The organism is Geomonas anaerohicana (assembly GCF_016458305.1).
GTDB classification, from domain to species: domain Bacteria; phylum Desulfobacterota; class Desulfuromonadia; order Geobacterales; family Geobacteraceae; genus Geomonas; species Geomonas anaerohicana.
The window spans coordinates 260,381-276,483 of sequence record NZ_JAEMHL010000006.1; the positions used below are offsets into that span (position 1 = coordinate 260,381).

The following is a 16,103-nucleotide window of genomic DNA, read 5'->3' on the forward strand; positions in this document are numbered from 1 at the left end:
AGTAAAACAATGCCTAAAATGAAGACCCATAGGGGCGCCGCCAAGCGTTTCAGCAAGACCGGCACAGGCAAAATCAAGATGGCTCACGCCTTCACCAGCCACATCCTGACCTCCAAGACCAGGAAGACCAAGCGCAACCTCCGCAAGAGCGGTATCGTCGCTGCTTCCGACCACAAGAACATCTGCTGCCTCATTCCCTACAAGTAAGCAAGGGGTGGAAGGCAGGGACTAGGGTCTAGGGACTAGGGGCTAGTAAAACCTGGAACCCGGGAACTGGAACCGGAGACTTAAAAAACTTATAACCAGGGTGCGTGCTGCGGCGGTGCCGGGATGCTGTGATGTTGCCAGCCCCTAGCCCCCAGCCCCTAGCCCCCCGGTTTACCGAAGTCCGAGAACCGTGAGGAAACGTCTCCCCTTGCGGATCCGGCTAATTTAAAAACCAGAAGGAGTTCGTATGCCAAGAGTAAAGCGCGGTTTTAAAGCGAGACAGAGAAGAAACAAGGTATTGAAACTTGCCAAGGGCTACCGCGGCGCAAGGAGCAAATTGTTCAGGAGCGCCACCGAAGCGGTGGATCGCGCACTGAACTACGCGTTCAGGGACAGGAGGGTGAAAAAGAGGGACTTCAGGGCTCTCTGGATCACCAGGATCAACGCAGCGGCAAGGATCAACGGCCTTTCCTACAGCAAACTGATCCACGGTCTCAAGCTCGCCAACGTCGAGATCGACAGGAAAGTGATGGCCGACCTGGCCGTTTCCGATCCCAAGGGTTTCGCAGCTATCGCGGCAGCAGCCAAAGCAAAATTTTAATACATACCGCGGGCATAAAAAGAAATGGGATAGCGATGTCCCATTTCTTTTTTTTATCCGCAATAGGGCGATTGCAATGAAGGAACAACTTGAAGCACTTTTACAAGAGGCACTTGCCGAACTTTCCCAGGCCTCCACTGAAGAGGGGCTGCAGGAACTGCGGGTCAAGTACCTGGGCAAGAAGGGGGCCATCACCGGCGTCATGAAAGGGCTGGGCGCCCTCTCTCCCGAGGAGCGTCCCCTGGTGGGCCAGGTGGTGAACACCGTCAAGGCTAAGCTCGAAGAGACCCTGGACGCGCGCGGCGCCGAGATTCGCGCTGCCGTCAAGGCGCAGCGGCTCGCCGCCGAGAAGATCGACGTGACGCTCCCCGGCCGCAAAAGCCCGCTCGGTTCCAAGCACCCGATCACACTGGTGACCGAGGAGATCTGCTCCATCTTCGCCGCGCTCGGCTTCGCCGTCGCCGAAGGTCCCGAGATCGAGCTCGACTTCTACAACTTCGAGGCGCTGAACCTCCCCAAGGATCACCCCGCGCGCGACATGCAGGACACCTTCTACTTCGGCGAGAGCGTGCTTTTGCGTACCCACACCTCTCCGGTGCAGATCCGCACCATGCTGAAGCAGCCGCCGCCGGTGCGCATCATCGCGCCGGGCACCGTGTACCGCTGCGACTCCGACGCCACCCACTCGCCCATGTTCCACCAGATCGAGGGGCTCATGGTCGACAAGGGGATCACCTTCGCCGACCTGAAGGGGATCCTGACCCTGTTCATCAGCCAGCTCTTCGGCAAGGACATCGGCGTCAGGCTGCGTCCTTCCTTCTTCCCCTTCACCGAGCCCTCCGCCGAGGTCGACATTGCCTGCGTCATCTGCCGCGGCAAGGGGTGCCGGGTCTGCAAGGAAACCGGCTGGCTCGAGATCCTCGGTTCCGGCATGGTCGATCCGGAGGTCTACCGTCACGTCGGCTACGACTCGGAGCAGTACACCGGGTTTGCCTTCGGCATGGGGATCGAGAGGATCGCGATGCTGAAGTACGGCATCGCCGACATGCGGCTGCTCTTCGAGAACGATCTCAGGTTCCTGAAGCAGTTCTAAAATCAAAGTCAAAAGCTCGCACACGGAAACAGCTAAAACGTCACGGATAGAGACAGATCAAGCTTTAAGACAACATTTCGTTTGATCTGAAGTTTTCCGTAAGGTATCCGTTAAATCCGTGTGCGAAGCCTTTGACTCTCAAATGGATGGCAAAGACATGATAGTTACCTACAACTGGCTCAAGGAATTCGTCGACTGCGACCTCCCCCCCGCGGAACTGTCGCACCTGCTCACCATGCTCGGACTCGAAGTGGAGCGCATGGAAGAAGTGGGCGGCGGCATGGACGACGTGGTGGTGGCACAGGTGCTGGAGAAGAACCAGCACCCCAACGCCGACAAGCTCTCCCTGTGCAAGGTCGACAACGGCAAGGAGATCCTCGACGTGGTCTGCGGCGCGCAGAACTTCAAGGCCGGCGACAAGGTCGCCCTGGCCCAGATCGGCGCGACCCTCCCCGGCGATTTCAAGATCAAGCGCTCCAAGATCCGCGGCGAAGAGTCCTGCGGCATGCTCTGCTCCGAGAAGGAACTGGCCCTCTCCACCGAGTCCTCGGGCATCATGATCCTCCCCGAGACCTTCCAGGTCGGCACGCCGCTCTTCGACGCGCTGGGCACCAAGGACGTCATCTTCGAGATCGGGCTCACCCCGAACCGCGCCGACTGCCTGAGTGTCGTGGGCATCGCCCGCGAGGTCGCCGCGAAACTGGGCAAGAAGGTGCACTACCCGGGCCTGGACGTGAACGAGGCCGGCGCCCCGATAGAGGGGATCGCCAGCGTCGAGATCCTCGCCCCCGAACTCTGCCCGCGCTACACCGCGCGCCACATCACCGGCTGCACCCTGGCGGATTCCCCCGCCTGGCTCGCCAACCGGCTCATGGCCGCCGGCATCCGCGCCATCAACAACATCGTCGACGTGACCAACTACGTGCTGCTCGAGTACGGGCACCCGCTGCACGCCTTCGACTTCAAACTCCTCTCCGGCGGCAAGATCGTGGTCGCCGCGGCGGGTGAGGGGGAGAAGTTCGGCACGCTGGACGGGCAGGAACGCGAGCTCACCGCCACCGACCTCACCATTCGCGACGGTGCGAAGGCCGTGGCCCTGGCCGGCATCATGGGGGGCGGCAACTCCGAGATAGGGGAGGGGACCACCGAAGTGCTCCTGGAGAGCGCCTACTTCAACCCCTCCGCCATCCGCAAGACCTCCAAGCGCCTGGGCATCCACACCGAGTCCTCGCACCGCTTCGAGCGCGGCGCCGACATCGCCGGCCTTACCCGGGCCCTGGACCGCGCCGCACAGCTCATCGCCGAGCTTTCCGGCGGCAAGGTGGCCAAGGGTGTCATCGACGTCTACCCTGCGCCGGTCGAGCCCCGGGTGATCAATGCCCGTCTGGGCCGCATCAACGCCGTTTCCGGCCTGGAACTCTCCGCCGACGAGGTCGAGGACATTTTCCGCCGCCTCGAGTTCGAGGTGACGGCTACCGAGCCGGGCGTATTCCAGGTCAAGGTGCCGCTGTTCAGGGTCGACCTGGAGCGCGAGATCGACCTGGTCGAGGAAGTGGTGCGTGTCAACGGCTTCGAGAAGGTGCCGGCGACCCTGCCGCAGGCTTCCGTCTTCTCCGATCTCCCCTCCGACGCCCAGCGGCTCGCCGCCAAGGTCAAGGACCTCCTGGTCGCCCACGGGCTCAACGAGGTGATCAACTACAGCTTCGTGGCCCCGTCCTCCTGCGAGAAGATACTGCTCCCCGGGGAAGACCTGCGCAGCAACGGCATGGTGCTCCTGAACCCGATCTCCGACGAGCTCTCGGTGATGCGCACCACCATGCTCCCCGGGCTTCTGGATACCGTGGTCAAGAACATCAGCTTCCGTACCCTGAACCTGCGCATCTTCGAGATGCGCCGCATCTACCTCCCGGTGGAAGGGGAGGAACTGCCGCAGGAGCCGCTCTACGTTTCCGCGCTGCTCACCGGCAGGCGTGATCCGGAAGGGTGGAACCAGGGCAAGGACGAGATCGACTTCTTCGACGTGAAGGGTATCGCCGAGAACCTCCTGGCCGAACTGAACGTCGGGGGCGTCAACTTCAGCGCCGACGACCTCGACCCGTACTACCACCCGGGCAAGGCCTGCCGCATCCTCTCCGGGAAGAAGGTGCTGGGCTCCTTGGGCGAGCTGCACCCGACCGTGCAGGAGAACTACGGCATCGCGACCCCCCTGTACTACCTCGAGCTCAACTTCGAGGCGCTCCTTGCCTGCCGCAAGAAGCAGGGTGCCGCCCAGGTGCCGTCGCGCTTCCCGTCCACCTTCCGCGACATCGCCATGCTGCTCCCCAGGGAACTCCCCGTCGCCGACGTGGTTTCCTGCGTCAACGGCGTCAAGGCGCCCGAGTTGGAAGGGGTGGAAATCTTCGACCTGTACATGGGCGGCAACATCGCGTCTCATGAAAAGAGTGTCGCTATTCGTGTCCGTTACGGTTCCAAGGAACGGACCCTGACCGACGACGAAGTCACCCGTCTGCACCAGAGGGTTATCGATGCACTGCAGAAAAAATTAAATGTTTCGTTCAGATAAAAACGGTTGCGAAATCGAAAACGCTATGGTATTAGATTAAGCCGCTGTTGAGAACACACTGAAATGCTTCACCTGTTGAGGGGATTATGACCAAAGCGGACATCGTAGAAAAAATTTATGAGAAGGTCGGTTTCTCCAAGAAAGAATCCGCCGAACTCGTTGAGACGGTCTTCGACCTGATTAAGTCCACTCTTGAAGACGGCGATAAAATCAAGATTGCCGGTTTCGGCAACTTCGTAGTGAAAGAGAAGTCCGATCGTCGTGGCAGGAACCCGCAGACCGGCGAGGAGATCACCATCGTGGCTCGCAAGATCCTCACCTTCAAGCCGAGCCAGGTCCTCAAGAGCGCGATCAACAGCCAGTAACGATGATTACCGGGATCCCGGATAAGCATTACCTGAGGATCGGCGAGGTCTCCGCTGCGACGGGACTCCCCACCTCGGTGTTGCGCTTCTGGGAGTCCGAATTTTCCTCGCTGGCTCCCAAGAAGAGCAGCAGCGGCCAAAGGCTCTATACCAGGAAGGATGTGGAGCTGGTCGCACAGATCAAGGAACTTCTCTACGTTGAAAAGCTCACCATCGAGGGAGCGAGGCAGCGTCTGGAAGGGAAGAAAAAGTACCGAAAAACCGACCTTTCCGGCGAGGCGCTTGCAGCGCTTCTTCACGACGTGAAGCTGGAACTGACCAGTTTGAGGGATCAGTTGTAATTATCAGGTTTAATCGGTGCGTAGCGCAGCCTGGTAGCGCACTAGACTGGGGGTCTAGTGGTCGCTGGTTCGAATCCAGTCGCACCGACCATTTCAATCAGCCGCTTGGGAGACTTCCTGAGCGGCTGATTCAGTTTTCAGCCTGCAACTGTGGTATCTTTTGGGGGACTGGCTCCGCCAGGTGCCTGTCCCCTTTAACCCAGTCCCTTTAACATAGGGAGCTCTCCCCCTGATGCCCGATCGAACCGCACAACTCATCGCCTGCCACGACTGTGACCTGTTGCAGCGCGACATACAGTTGAACCCCGGCTGCTATGCCAGTTGTCCGCGCTGCGGTGCCGTTTTGTACCGCAACGCCACCGACAGCGTCGATCGCACCCTCGCCTATACCCTCGCCGCGGCAATGGTTTTCCTGGGCGCCAACGTGTTCCCCGTCTTCAGCATCGAGGTGCAGGGGGACCGCAGCGCCATCACCCTGTTCGAAGCTGTCCTTTCCCTGTGGGACCAGGACATGAAGACCATCTCGCTGCTCGTGTTTTTCACTGCGATGATCGCCCCCGCCGTGGAGCTGCTCTCGTTCACCTGTCTGCTGCTGCCGCTCAAACTGGGCAAGGTGCCGCCGAGCTACCCGCTGTTCATGCGCGTGCTCCAGTTCATCGAGCCCTGGTGCATGGTGGAGGTACTCATGCTGGGCGTGCTGGTCTCGCTGGTGAAGCTGACCAACAACTTCCGGGTCATCCCGGGCATGGCGCTTTGGTCCTTCGCCGTGCTCACACTGCTGCTTGCCGCCGCGGCCGCATCCTTCAACGCCCGTGACGTGTGGGCGCAACTGGATGCCAAGTGGCAGGGGCAGGGGGAGCCGTGACCTCGGGGGTCCCTATCGCGGCGGCGCGCGGGCTGTGCTCGTGCCACGTCTGCCAGTTGGTATCGCGGCGTGCACCGGGGGCACAGGTGGCGCACTGCCCGCGCTGCGGCGCCAGGCTGCACTTCCGCAGGCCGGGGAGCGTGCAGCGCTGCTGGGCGCTGGTGATCGCCTCGTACATTCTCTACATCCCGGCCAACGTCCTGATCATGATGGAGACCGGCTCCCTGATCAGCTACCGCAAGGACACCATCGTCAGCGGCGTGGTGCACCTGTGGAAGACCGGTTCCTGGATGATCGCCGTCATCGTTTTCATAGCGAGCGTGGCCATTCCGCTCTTGAAACTGTTTTCGCTTACCCTGCTGCTCATTTCCGTGCAGCGGCGCTCGACCTGGAACCCGCGCCAGCGTACCCGCCTGTACCGGCTGGTGGAGGCGGTGGGGCGCTGGTCCATGCTCGACATCTATGTGGTAACCCTTTTGGCCGCTCTGGTACAGCTTGGTTCCATGGCCACGGTCAAGGCCGGGCCTGCCTCGGTGGCCTTCGGAGCGGTGGTGGTGCTCACCATGTTCGCCACCATGGAATTCGAACCGCGCCTGATCTGGGACCCGGTGCAGAAAGAGGAGTTTCATGACTGACAGACAAGACGATATGCAGGACGTGCCGGAAGCGGTCAGCGAACCCAGACGCCGCTTTTCGGTCCAACTGGTCTGGATCATCCCCATCGTGGCCGCCATCATCGGGCTTTCCATCGCCGCCAAGGCCTGGATTGACCGCGGCGAGATCATCACCATCTCCTTCAAGACCGGCGAGGGTCTGGAAGCGGGCAAGACCAAGCTTAAGTACAAGGACGTCATGATCGGCGAGGTGAAATCCATCGCCATCTCCAACGACCGCTCCCACGTCGTGGTCACCGCCGAGGTCTCCAAGGACGCCAAGGGGCTCATGGTCAAGGACACCCGCTTCTGGGTGGTGCGCGCCCGCATTTCCGGCGGCAACGTCACCGGTTTGACCACGCTTTTGGGCGGCTCCTACATCGGCGTCGAGGCGGGTGCTTCCACCGAGGCGCGCGACCAGTTCGTGGGACTCGAGTCCCCGCCGGCGGTCTCCGTGGACGTCCCGGGACGCCAGTTCGTACTGCACACCGACGACGTCGGTTCGCTCTATACCGGCTCCCCGGTCTTCTTCAGGCGCATGCAGGTGGGGCAGGTCGTCTCCACCGACCTCGACAGCGACGGCAAGGGCGTTTCCGTCCGGGTCTTCATCCGTGCGCCCTATGACCGCTTCGTCACCACCAACACCTTCTTCTGGCACGCAAGCGGCGTCGATCTCACCGTTTCCCCGGGCGGGGTCAAGCTGAACACGGAATCGATGCTGGCCGTGCTGTTGGGGGGGATTTCTTTCGAGCAGCGCCCCGATGCGCCGGATACGCAGGCAGCGCCTGCCAACACCGCTTACACCCTCTACGACACCCATGACGAGGCGCTGAAAAACTCTGCGGTCTCCGAGAAGTTCGCACTCCGCTTCCGGGAATCGGTGCGGGGGCTTGCCGTCGGCGCGCCGGTCGACCTGCGCGGCGTCACCGTGGGCGAGGTCAGCAACATCGACGTGGCCCTGGACCGTTCCCGCTCCGATTTCTCGGTGACCGTGGAGATCCAGTTCTACCCCGAGCACCTGCTCTCCCATCTGCACCAGGGCGGGGCAGGGGGGGCGCCCACCGTCGGCGGCGGCCAGACCCGCAAGCTCCTCGACGACCTGGTGGCGCACGGCTTCCGGGCCCAGATCAAAAGCGGCAGCCTGCTGACCGGACAGCTCTACGTCGCCCTCGATTTCGTCCCCGGTGCGCGCCCGGCGAAAATCGACTGGAGCGCCGCGCCGCCGCGCTTCCCGACCGTTCCCGGCTCCATGGAGAAGCTGCAGAAAAACCTGACCGAGATCGTCCAGAAGATAGAACGGCTGCCGCTGGAGAAACTGGCCGGTGATGCCGGCCACACCATGCGCTCCCTGGACGACACCTTGAAGAGCGCGGACCAACTGCTCAAGAACATGGACCGCTCCCTGGTGCCCGAGGCCAAGTCGGTGCTGAGCGATGCCAGGACCACGCTGGAGGACGTCAGGAAGACCCTGACCGAGGCCAGGGGGACCCTGGGCGGTGCCAGCCAGGTCCTCTCCGCCGATGCGCCGGTGCAGGTCGACCTGCGCGACACCATGCGCGAGGTCTCCCGTGCGGCCCAGTCGCTGCGGGTACTAGGGGATTACCTCGAACAGCACCCCGAAGCGCTGATCCGCGGCAAAAAGGAGGAAAAGTAACCATGCGCAGGACAACAGCCTCCCTGGCCATCGTCGCCGCCTTGCTGCTTGCTTCCGGCTGCAGCAGGTCGCCGCGCGTCGCCTTTTATACCCTGACCCCGTTGACCTCCGCAGGCGCCGTGCAGCAGAACTTCTCCAGCGCCGTCGCCGTCGGCCCGGTCACCATCCCCGAACTGGTCAACCGGCCGCAGCTGGTCGTGCGGCAGGCGCCTAACCGGGTCGACGTACTCGAGTCGCACCGCTGGGCCGAGCCCCTGAAAAACGAGATCCCGCGCCTTTTGGCCCAGGATCTCGGCCCTCTGCTTGGTTCTAACCGTGTATTCGCCTATGACCAGGTCTCCGCCGCCGCGGCGCAGTACCGCGTGCTGGTGGACATCGTGCGTCTGGAGACGGTTCCCGGCGACAGCGTCACCGTCGAGGCGGGCTGGGTGGTGAAGGGCGCCGGCAATAACAGAAGGGAAGGGCGGGCCGAGATACGGGAGAAGGTGAACGGTTCCGACTACGAGGCCGTTGTCGCCGCCTTTAGCCGTGCCCTCGCCGGTTTAAGCGCCCAGATCGCCAAGACCCTGTCCGGTAACCGCTGATTGTCCAGTTCCTCGGTCGAGGGGACTGGCTCCGCCAGGTGCCTGTCCCCCTCTGTCCGGGTTCCTGAGGGATGGTTTCAGGTTCCCTCTCCCTTTGGGAGAGGGTGCCCGAAGGGCGGGTGAGGGATGCTGCGAAAGTAGCGTCTGCCCTGGCAGATGGTATGCTGAGACGTTGCCGGCCCCAGGCCGGAAGGAGGCGGTATGCTGATCCTGGCAGGAGACGTGGGCGGGACCTCGACGCGACTGGCCTATTTCGAGGCGGATGCCGCCGGACTCACCGTGCTGTCCCAGGCACAGTACAAAAGCACGGCGCACGGCAGTCTCGCCGAGATATTGCGCCACTTCTCCCAGCAGCACGGCATCGCCGCCGAACGCGCCTGTCTCGGCATTGCCGGTCCCATCATCGAGGGGCGCGTCCATACCCCCAACCTTCCCTGGACCATCGACAGTATAGACCTCGCCCGGACCTTGGGGCTCTCCGACGTCCGCCTGATCAACGACCTGGAAGCCAACACCTACGGCATCGCTGCACTGAAGCAGCAGGATCTCTATACCCTCAACCCCGGAACCCCTAAACCCGACGGCACCATCGCCGTCGTTTCCGCCGGGACCGGCCTGGGTGAGTCGCTCGCCTACTGGGACGGCGACACGCACCGGCCGCTTCCCTCCGAAGCGGGGCACGCCGATTTCGCAGCCCGCAACGACCTGGAAGCCGAGCTGCTGCTGTACCTGCAGGGCAAGCACGGACGGGTGAGTTACGAGCGGGTCCTTTCCGGCCCCGGCCTGCACGACATCTACCGTTTCCTGCGCGACCGGCGCTACTATGACGAGCAGCCTGCCGTTGCCGAGGCCATGGGGCACCAGGACCCCCCTGCGGTAATCAGCCGCGCCGCCCTGAAAGGGAGCTGCCCGATGTGCGTCAAGGCGGTGGACATGTTCATCGGCGTCTACGGCGCCGAGGCGGGCAACGCGGCGCTCAGGTTCCTCGCCACCGGCGGGGTTTACCTGGGGGGCGGCATTGCCCCCAAGATCCTGGACCTGCTCAAGGGCGCCACCTTCATGGTCTCCTTTAGCGCCAAGGGGAGGCTGAGCCCGCTGGTGCAGTCAATCCCGGTGCACGTCATTCTCAACGAGGACACCGCTCTACTTGGTGCCGGCCGGGCGGCTTTTTACGCCCGATGATCTTTTTGCATCCCTAGTTTTTGCATAACATTCATCTCGTGTATCCCGCCTTTACTGTTTACTCCTGCCAGGTCTCAGATCATCGCGCGACTATAAGCAACAGGCCCTCGATAGAGTGGGGCGTTGCTTGCTGCGGATGATCCTTATTTCAGAAATTCCCGACACAGGCTCAACATTATTTGTATTTTATTATTGACAATATTTTCGTCTCTGCTATTAATCACTCAATCATATTACCGAGGAGGAGATTAATGGCGACATTGGTAGAAATAGCGGCACAACTCGTCTCATCGCACGCCTCCAGCACGCCGATGACGTCGGACGAGCTTCTTGCGGAAATAGCCAAAGTTCATGCAGCACTCAAAAACCTCGAAGCCGGCCAGGCAATCGAAGGTGTAGAAGAGACGCGTCCTTCAGTTTCTGTCAAGGAGGCGTTCAAGAAGAATGAGGTGGTCTGCCTTCTTTGTGGCAAGGGGGGCTTCAAGACCCTGGCTCGCCACCTGAGCACCGCCCACCAGATGAAACCGGGCGCCTACAAGAAGCAGTTCGGCATCTCCAGCAAGCAGGCGCTTTCCGCCAAGAGCTACTCCGAGGCGCGCCGCAAGATGGCCCAGGACCGCGGACTGGCCGACAACCTCGCCAAGGCCCGTGAAGTCCGCATGGCCAACATCGAGGCCAAGAAAGAGGGCGTCGCCAAGCCCGTGAAGGCTGCCAAGGCTGCAAAACCGGCCAAGGCGCCGGCAGTCGCAAAAGTTGCCAAAGCACCGAAAGCGCCCAAGGCTGCCAAGGCCCCCAAGGCTGCTCCCAAGGCTGCAGCATCCAAGGCCAAGAAGTAGCGCGACCCGCACTTGTATCAAGAACAGCACCTCCAGTCGGGGTGCTGTTTTTCGTTTGGCTCTCCCGTATGACCTGTTGGATGCACACCGTACAATAACTGGTATAGTTGTACCTTCGTAAAAACCACTACAGGAGGATTACTGAACTATGAGCAGACTTTTGATTGTTGCATTGGTAGCGCTTTTTGCTTTGCCGGCCTATGCGGCCGATGAGAAAAAAGCAGACGAGCAGAAAACCTTTTACGCGATCGGGCAGGTCATGGCCCGTCAGCTTGCTGTCTTCGACATGTCGCAAGACGAGATGGACCAGGTGCTGAAGGGGGTGAAGGAAGGAGTCGAAAGCAAGACCCCCAATTTCGACGTCGAGCCGTACAAGGCGAAGATCCAGGCCCTGGCGCTTTCGCGCCGTAATGCGCAGGGCGAGAAACTGGCTGCCAAAACCAAGGAATTCGTGGAGAAGGCCGCCAAGGAGAAGGATGCCGTCAAGACCCCCTCCGGCATCATCTACAAGTCCCTCAGGGAAGGGACCGGCGCCAGCCCGACTGCAACCGACAAGGTGAAGGTGAACTATCGCGGCACCCTCGTTGACGGCAAGGAGTTCGACAGCTCCTACACCTCCGGCCGGCCCGTCGAGTTCGGGCTGAACCAGGTGATCAAGTGCTGGACCGAAGGGCTTCAGAAGATGAAGGTAGGCGGCAAGGCCCAGCTCATCTGCCCTCCTGATCTTGCTTACGGCGAGCGCGGCTCCGGGCTCATCCCCGCCAACGCCACACTGGTATTCGAGGTTGAGTTGCTCGATATCGTGAAGTAGCTTGCTTTGATCTTTGCGCCGGGATAGATGAAAAACTTTTAGCAGACTTTTTTATTGACAAAGAAGCCGCTCTAGAATATAAAGGGTGTCTCTTGAGGCGGCGCGAAAGAGTCGTTGAGAGTGTAGTAGGTATTTGACATTATTACAAATAAGAGCTTGGCGGTGTAGCTCAGCTGGTTAGAGCACACGGCTCATATCCGTGTTGTCCGGGGTTCAAGTCCCTGCACCGCCACCATAAAAAAAGAGCCTTTCGGTTAACTCCGGAAGGCTCTTTTGCTTTGTCCGGACCCACCGTTGGGCCTTGCTGAATACATTGCTCTTTTACCTCTGCGCTTGCCCTAACGTCCTCCCCTTTGCGAAGGGGAGACAGAGGGGATTTGCCTTGTCTATTTCACACTCCTGTGCAGCTCTGACCCCCTTGTCCCCTTAAGCTCAGCCCGTGCCTAACGTTCCCCACTTTAAGAAAGGGGAGACAGAGGGGATTTGCTTTTGTCTTTTCTGCATCAGGATTTTCCTACCTTCACCCATTCTCATTGACGCCCCCGTGCCAAAGGGAGTATAAACAAATTCCGTCCAGAATCTTCTAAGAGGTCAGCATGACAGCAGGAAGAGGAAAACCGTCCAACTTTGGAGCCGCCAGTGCAACCTACCCGCACTGGCGGCTTTTTTAATGGGCGCGCGCTTATCGCAGCGCCTTTGCCGCAACCGCCGTCTCAACGACCGCCGTACATCCCCCAGGAGGCACCATGTCGGATCCCGTAAATGTCTTCACTTGGCTTGGTAATCACTATCTCTACATTCTTGCCTTCGTCGCTCTCGTAATTCTGCTTTGGAACTCCATTGTCATCGTTGGCGGCAACGAGATCGCCCTCATCGAGCGGCGCTGGTTCGGCAGCAAGATGCCCCAGGGGCGGGTCGTGGCCCTGGGCAACGAGGTCGGCATCCAGGCTCGCACCCTCGGCCCGGGACTGCACTTCCTCATCCCGTTCATCTACAAGGCAACCAAGAGCGTCTTCACTGAGATTCTCGAAAACGAGATCGGCCTGATCGAATCCGTCGACGGCACCTCCATCCCGTCCGGGCGCATCTTTGCCGCCGTCGTACCAGGCCACAACTCCTTCCAGGACGGCGAAGCCTTCATCCGTAACGGCGGCCAGAAGGGGCCTCAGATCGAGATACTTCCTCCGGGGAAATACCGCATCAACCCCTACCTCTTCAAGCTGACCAAGGGGAACGTAACGGAGATCAAGGACTTCGAGATCGGCATCGTCGAGTCCGTCGACGGCGTCGCCATTCCGGAGGGACGCATCTTCGCCCAGGCGGTGGACGGGCACGCCTCCTACCAAAACGGCGAGGCCTTCATCAACAATGGCGGCCAGAAAGGGCCGCAGATCGAGATCATCCCTCCCGGCAACTACCGCATCAACCCGTACCTCTTCAAGGTCACCAAGAGCTCGGCGACCAAGATAGGTGACGGCGAGATCGGTCTCGTGGAATCGGCCGACGGTTCGGCCATCCCTGCCGGCCGCATCTTCGCCACCGTGGTCTCCGGACACAACTCTTTCCAGTCCGGGCAGGACTTCATCATGAACGGCGGCCAGAAAGGCCCCCAGACCGAGATCCTGCCCCCTGGTGTGTACCGTATCCATCCCAACCTCTTCAAGGTGACCAAGGCCGAGGCCGTAATCATCCAGAAAGGGGAGGTGGGCATGGTTACCGCCCAGGACGGTGCCCCCATCCCCATGGGGCGTCTGTTGGCCCAGAGTGTACCGGGGCACTCCAACTATGAGAACGGCGAAGCCTTCCTCAAGAACGGTGGTCAGAAGGGACCGCAGATTGATGTGCTGCTCCCGGGTACGTACCGCATCAACCTGAACCTGTTCAATATCCAGGTCGCTTCGGCGGCCGTGGTCGAGGCCAACAAGATCGGTCTCGTCACCGCCCTTGACGGCATTCCGCTGCCGGAGCGCGAGTATGTCGCCTCGCCCATCACCGGCCATAACGATTACCAGGACGGATCCGCATTCCTGTTGAAGCATGGCCAGCGCGGCCCGCAGCTCGACGTGCTGCGGCCGGGTACCTACTACATCAACCCGCTCATGTTCAGCGTCGCCATCGACGACGTTGCCGTGGTCGAGCGCGGGCAGGTCGGTGTCATCGTTTCCAACGTCGGGGAAGACCCGACCGAAGAAATGAAGAGGCGCCTCGGTTCCTCCCAGACCGGCGCCTCGGAAGAAGAGGGGAAGGAGAAGTACGTCGTCCCCAAAGGGTTCCGTGGCATCCAGGAAGAAGTGGCCGGCCCGGGACGCTACTATCTCAACCGTCGTGCCTTCATGGCCTACATCATCGACACCACCAACATCACCATCGACTGGGACGATCAGGAAGATACCCGCTTCGACCAGCTGACCGTCATCTCCAAGGACGGCTTCCCCATCCAGGTGTCGGTCAAAGTCGTCATCCGCGTCCGTCCGGATCAGGCGCCGTACATGGTGGCCAAGGTCGGCTCCATCGACAACCTCATCCAGCACGTCATCCATCCGATGATCGACTCCTCATTCCGCAACCAGGCCTCCACCGCCTCGGCCATGAACTTCCTGCAGAGCCGTTCCGAAGAGCAGGCCAAGGCAGAGTCCCGCGCTCGGATTGATCTGGAGAAGTATCACGTCGAGTGCGTCTCCGTACTGATCTGCCAGATCAAGCTCCCCGAGGATCTGATGCAGACCCAGACCAAGAGGATCATCGCAGAGCAGCAGCAAGAGATGTACAAGATGGAGCAGAAGAGTCAGGCGGAGCGCACCGAAATGGAGAAGATGCGCGCCACCGCCGACCAACAGCCGACCCTGGTTGCCTCCGAGATCGCCGTGAAGGTCGCCACCCAGAAGAAAGCCGAGATGATCACCCTGGCGGAAGGCAACGCCGAGTCCAAGGCGCTGGAAGGTGCAGGCGAAGGGAAGCGATTGAAGGCGATAGGCGATGGCGAGGCCTCGAAGATCGCCGCCATCGGCGAAGCCACCGCGCAAGCGTACAACAAGCAGCAGGAAGCGATCGGCGAAGAAGCCATCAAGCAGATCAAGATCGTCGAGCTGATCGCCGCTGCCATCCAGGAAGGCAAGATCAAGATCGTCCCTGACGTCCTCGTCACCGGCGGCGGAAATGCAGGAGATGGATTGATGGGCCAGTTAAGCCGGCTCTTGCCCGGTGTCGATCTTACAGCGTTGGTGAACAAGCAGGCGGCGTTGCCGAAGGCATAAGAGGCGAAGGGCGGGAATTTCAGTATATAAATTTGAGGAGGCAGCCTATGCACTCTGACCACGAAACCTATTTTGGATTTTCTCTACTATCAAGATTGAACAAATCGCTGGAAACGCTCGTCGGAATCTTAGAAGGAATTTCTATTGACTCTATAATAAATGCAAGAGAGATAGACTTTCTCAACGAGTGGATCAGGTATTGCGACGATGTACGACACCTGCACCCGTTCAATGAGTTGATACCAGTTATAAATACTGCATTGGCTGACGGAGTCCTGACTGAAGAAGAGAAGCTGGATATCCTTTGGCTATGCAACCGGCTGGATACCAATGGCGTTTACGTCAAAGGTGTATTACGTGACATGCAGCAGTTACACGGCGTCCTTGGTGGTATCCTTGCGGATGGCAAAATTACTGAAGCAGAACTGACGGGACTCACGGATTGGCTCTCTGAGCATGACCATTTGAAGACCTGTTGGCCTTATGACGAGGTTGAGTCCTTGGTCTCTGGCGTGATGCTTGACGGCAAAATTGACGACCAAGAACAGCTTCTCTTACAGAGGCTGTTTTCGGAATTTATCCAACTCGCAGACGATAAAACTATAACCAACCCACCAACGTTGATGGGGGACCAAATTGTTGGCCTCTGCACGTTTTCCCCTGCCATTAAGTTCGAGGGTTCCTGGTTCTGCTTCACCGGTGCATCACCCAGATTCAAGCGACGTGAGCTCAAGGAAGTGGTCGAACGGCTTGGTGGCAAGTTTACTGACTCAATGAGTGGGAAGGTCGACTATTTGGTTATCGGAGCAGAGGGGAACCCGTGCTGGGCTTATGCCTGCTATGGTAGGAAAGTTGAAGCGGCCGTAAATTACCGCAAGACCGGTAGAAACGTGCAACTAGTGCACGAGATCGACTTTCATGATGCGGTATCAGACGTTTTAGGAACCTAAGCGACAATTGGGGCAGGGCTACGAACCCTAAATTGGCGGGAATGTCTTGTGACATTGCAACATCGCAAGCCTGATAATCATCTAAAGGCACCTCCTGGCATAACAAGAGGCAAAGAAACTTCCTGATATGCTGTTACAGAGACG

General features: G+C 60.0%; 15 protein-coding genes and 2 tRNA genes. All 17 read left to right on the plus strand.

All coding sequences use genetic code 11. The features are described 5' to 3' along the window. Positions 1–9 precede the first annotated feature (9 nt). The 17 genes from rpmI to JFN91_RS13500 all read left to right on the plus strand — a co-directional run bounded on the left by rpmI (position 10) and on the right by JFN91_RS13500 (position 15,959). Positions 10–207: a 50S ribosomal protein L35 gene (gene rpmI / locus JFN91_RS13420; RefSeq protein ID WP_129128247.1), complete on the plus strand. Its 198-nt coding sequence runs from the start codon at positions 10–12 to the stop codon at positions 205–207. A 247-nt stretch (positions 208–454) separates the two neighbouring features. After that, positions 455–808: a 50S ribosomal protein L20 gene (gene rplT, locus JFN91_RS13425; RefSeq protein ID WP_015720525.1), complete on the plus strand. Its 354-nt coding sequence runs from the start codon at positions 455–457 to the stop codon at positions 806–808. 76 nt (positions 809–884) lie between these two features. Further along, entirely contained in the window at positions 885–1,901 is a 1,017-nt protein-coding gene (gene pheS / locus JFN91_RS13430) for a phenylalanine--tRNA ligase subunit alpha (protein WP_199389700.1), read from the plus strand. A gap of 157 nt (positions 1,902–2,058) precedes the next feature. Next, complete coding sequence (gene pheT, locus JFN91_RS13435; protein ID WP_199389701.1) at positions 2,059–4,464, plus strand: phenylalanine--tRNA ligase subunit beta; 2,406 nt, start codon at positions 2,059–2,061, stop codon at positions 4,462–4,464. Positions 4,465–4,550: 86 nt separating this feature from the next. Continuing rightward, complete coding sequence (locus JFN91_RS13440) at positions 4,551–4,829, plus strand: integration host factor subunit alpha (RefSeq protein ID WP_015720522.1); 279 nt, start codon at positions 4,551–4,553, stop codon at positions 4,827–4,829. Between the two features lie 2 nt (positions 4,830–4,831). Next, a complete protein-coding gene (locus tag JFN91_RS13445; protein ID WP_199389702.1) occupies positions 4,832–5,170 on the plus strand; it encodes a MerR family transcriptional regulator in 339 nt (112 codons plus the stop codon). A 14-nt stretch (positions 5,171–5,184) separates the two neighbouring features. Further along, positions 5,185–5,261 (plus strand) — tRNA-Pro (locus JFN91_RS13450). A gap of 141 nt (positions 5,262–5,402) precedes the next feature. After that, positions 5,403–6,035: a paraquat-inducible protein A gene (locus tag JFN91_RS13455; protein ID WP_199389703.1), complete on the plus strand. Its 633-nt coding sequence runs from the start codon at positions 5,403–5,405 to the stop codon at positions 6,033–6,035. After that, the gene (locus tag JFN91_RS13460; protein WP_199389704.1) at positions 6,032–6,670 is read left to right on the plus strand and encodes a paraquat-inducible protein A; all 639 of its coding nucleotides are present in this window, start codon (positions 6,032–6,034) and stop codon (positions 6,668–6,670) included. The genes JFN91_RS13455 and JFN91_RS13460 overlap by 4 nt, the downstream gene beginning before the upstream one ends. Beyond that, positions 6,663–8,342, plus strand: a complete 1,680-nt coding sequence (locus JFN91_RS13465) for a PqiB family protein (protein WP_199389705.1) — start codon at positions 6,663–6,665, stop codon at positions 8,340–8,342. The genes JFN91_RS13460 and JFN91_RS13465 overlap by 8 nt, the downstream gene beginning before the upstream one ends. Before the next feature lie 2 nt (positions 8,343–8,344). Continuing rightward, positions 8,345–8,926, plus strand: coding sequence for a PqiC family protein (locus tag JFN91_RS13470; RefSeq protein WP_199389706.1), 582 nt, complete (start codon positions 8,345–8,347; stop codon positions 8,924–8,926). A 201-nt stretch (positions 8,927–9,127) separates the two neighbouring features. After that, positions 9,128–10,108 carry a glucokinase gene (gene glk / locus JFN91_RS13475; protein WP_199389707.1) on the plus strand — a complete coding sequence of 327 codons (981 nt, stop codon included), beginning with the start codon at positions 9,128–9,130 and terminating at the stop codon, positions 10,106–10,108. Positions 10,109–10,359: 251 nt separating this feature from the next. Beyond that, positions 10,360–10,944, plus strand: a complete 585-nt coding sequence (locus tag JFN91_RS13480) for a MucR family transcriptional regulator (protein ID WP_199389708.1) — start codon at positions 10,360–10,362, stop codon at positions 10,942–10,944. Between the two features lie 148 nt (positions 10,945–11,092). After that, positions 11,093–11,755 carry an FKBP-type peptidyl-prolyl cis-trans isomerase gene (locus JFN91_RS13485; protein ID WP_199389709.1) on the plus strand — a complete coding sequence of 221 codons (663 nt, stop codon included), beginning with the start codon at positions 11,093–11,095 and terminating at the stop codon, positions 11,753–11,755. 158 nt (positions 11,756–11,913) lie between these two features. Beyond that, positions 11,914–11,990 (plus strand) — tRNA-Met (locus tag JFN91_RS13490). A gap of 511 nt (positions 11,991–12,501) precedes the next feature. Continuing rightward, positions 12,502–15,009, plus strand: coding sequence for an SPFH domain-containing protein (locus JFN91_RS13495; RefSeq protein ID WP_236015129.1), 2,508 nt, complete (start codon positions 12,502–12,504; stop codon positions 15,007–15,009). A 47-nt stretch (positions 15,010–15,056) separates the two neighbouring features. Next, positions 15,057–15,959, plus strand: a complete 903-nt coding sequence (locus tag JFN91_RS13500; protein WP_199389710.1) for a BRCT domain-containing protein — start codon at positions 15,057–15,059, stop codon at positions 15,957–15,959. Positions 15,960–16,103 lie beyond the last annotated feature (144 nt).

Bases quoted from the DNA above. Each gene is read 5' to 3' on its own strand.
- pheT (WP_199389701.1), top strand. From the start codon at position 2,059: ATGATAGTTACCTACAACTGGCTCAAGGAATTCGTCGACTGCGACCTC.
- rplT (WP_015720525.1), top strand. From the start codon at position 455: ATGCCAAGAGTAAAGCGCGGTTTTAAAGCGAGACAGAGAAGAAACAAG.
- JFN91_RS13445 (WP_199389702.1), top strand. From the start codon at position 4,832: ATGATTACCGGGATCCCGGATAAGCATTACCTGAGGATCGGCGAGGTC.
- JFN91_RS13480 (WP_199389708.1), top strand. From the start codon at position 10,360: ATGGCGACATTGGTAGAAATAGCGGCACAACTCGTCTCATCGCACGCC.
- JFN91_RS13465 (WP_199389705.1), top strand. From the start codon at position 6,663: ATGACTGACAGACAAGACGATATGCAGGACGTGCCGGAAGCGGTCAGC.
- JFN91_RS13485 (WP_199389709.1), top strand. From the start codon at position 11,093: ATGAGCAGACTTTTGATTGTTGCATTGGTAGCGCTTTTTGCTTTGCCG.
- JFN91_RS13500 (WP_199389710.1), top strand. From the start codon at position 15,057: ATGCACTCTGACCACGAAACCTATTTTGGATTTTCTCTACTATCAAGA.
- JFN91_RS13495 (WP_236015129.1), top strand. From the start codon at position 12,502: ATGTCGGATCCCGTAAATGTCTTCACTTGGCTTGGTAATCACTATCTC.
- rpmI (WP_129128247.1), top strand. From the start codon at position 10: ATGCCTAAAATGAAGACCCATAGGGGCGCCGCCAAGCGTTTCAGCAAG.
- JFN91_RS13440 (WP_015720522.1), top strand. From the start codon at position 4,551: ATGACCAAAGCGGACATCGTAGAAAAAATTTATGAGAAGGTCGGTTTC.
- JFN91_RS13455 (WP_199389703.1), top strand. From the start codon at position 5,403: ATGCCCGATCGAACCGCACAACTCATCGCCTGCCACGACTGTGACCTG.
- JFN91_RS13470 (WP_199389706.1), top strand. From the start codon at position 8,345: ATGCGCAGGACAACAGCCTCCCTGGCCATCGTCGCCGCCTTGCTGCTT.
- pheS (WP_199389700.1), top strand. From the start codon at position 885: ATGAAGGAACAACTTGAAGCACTTTTACAAGAGGCACTTGCCGAACTT.
- glk (WP_199389707.1), top strand. From the start codon at position 9,128: ATGCTGATCCTGGCAGGAGACGTGGGCGGGACCTCGACGCGACTGGCC.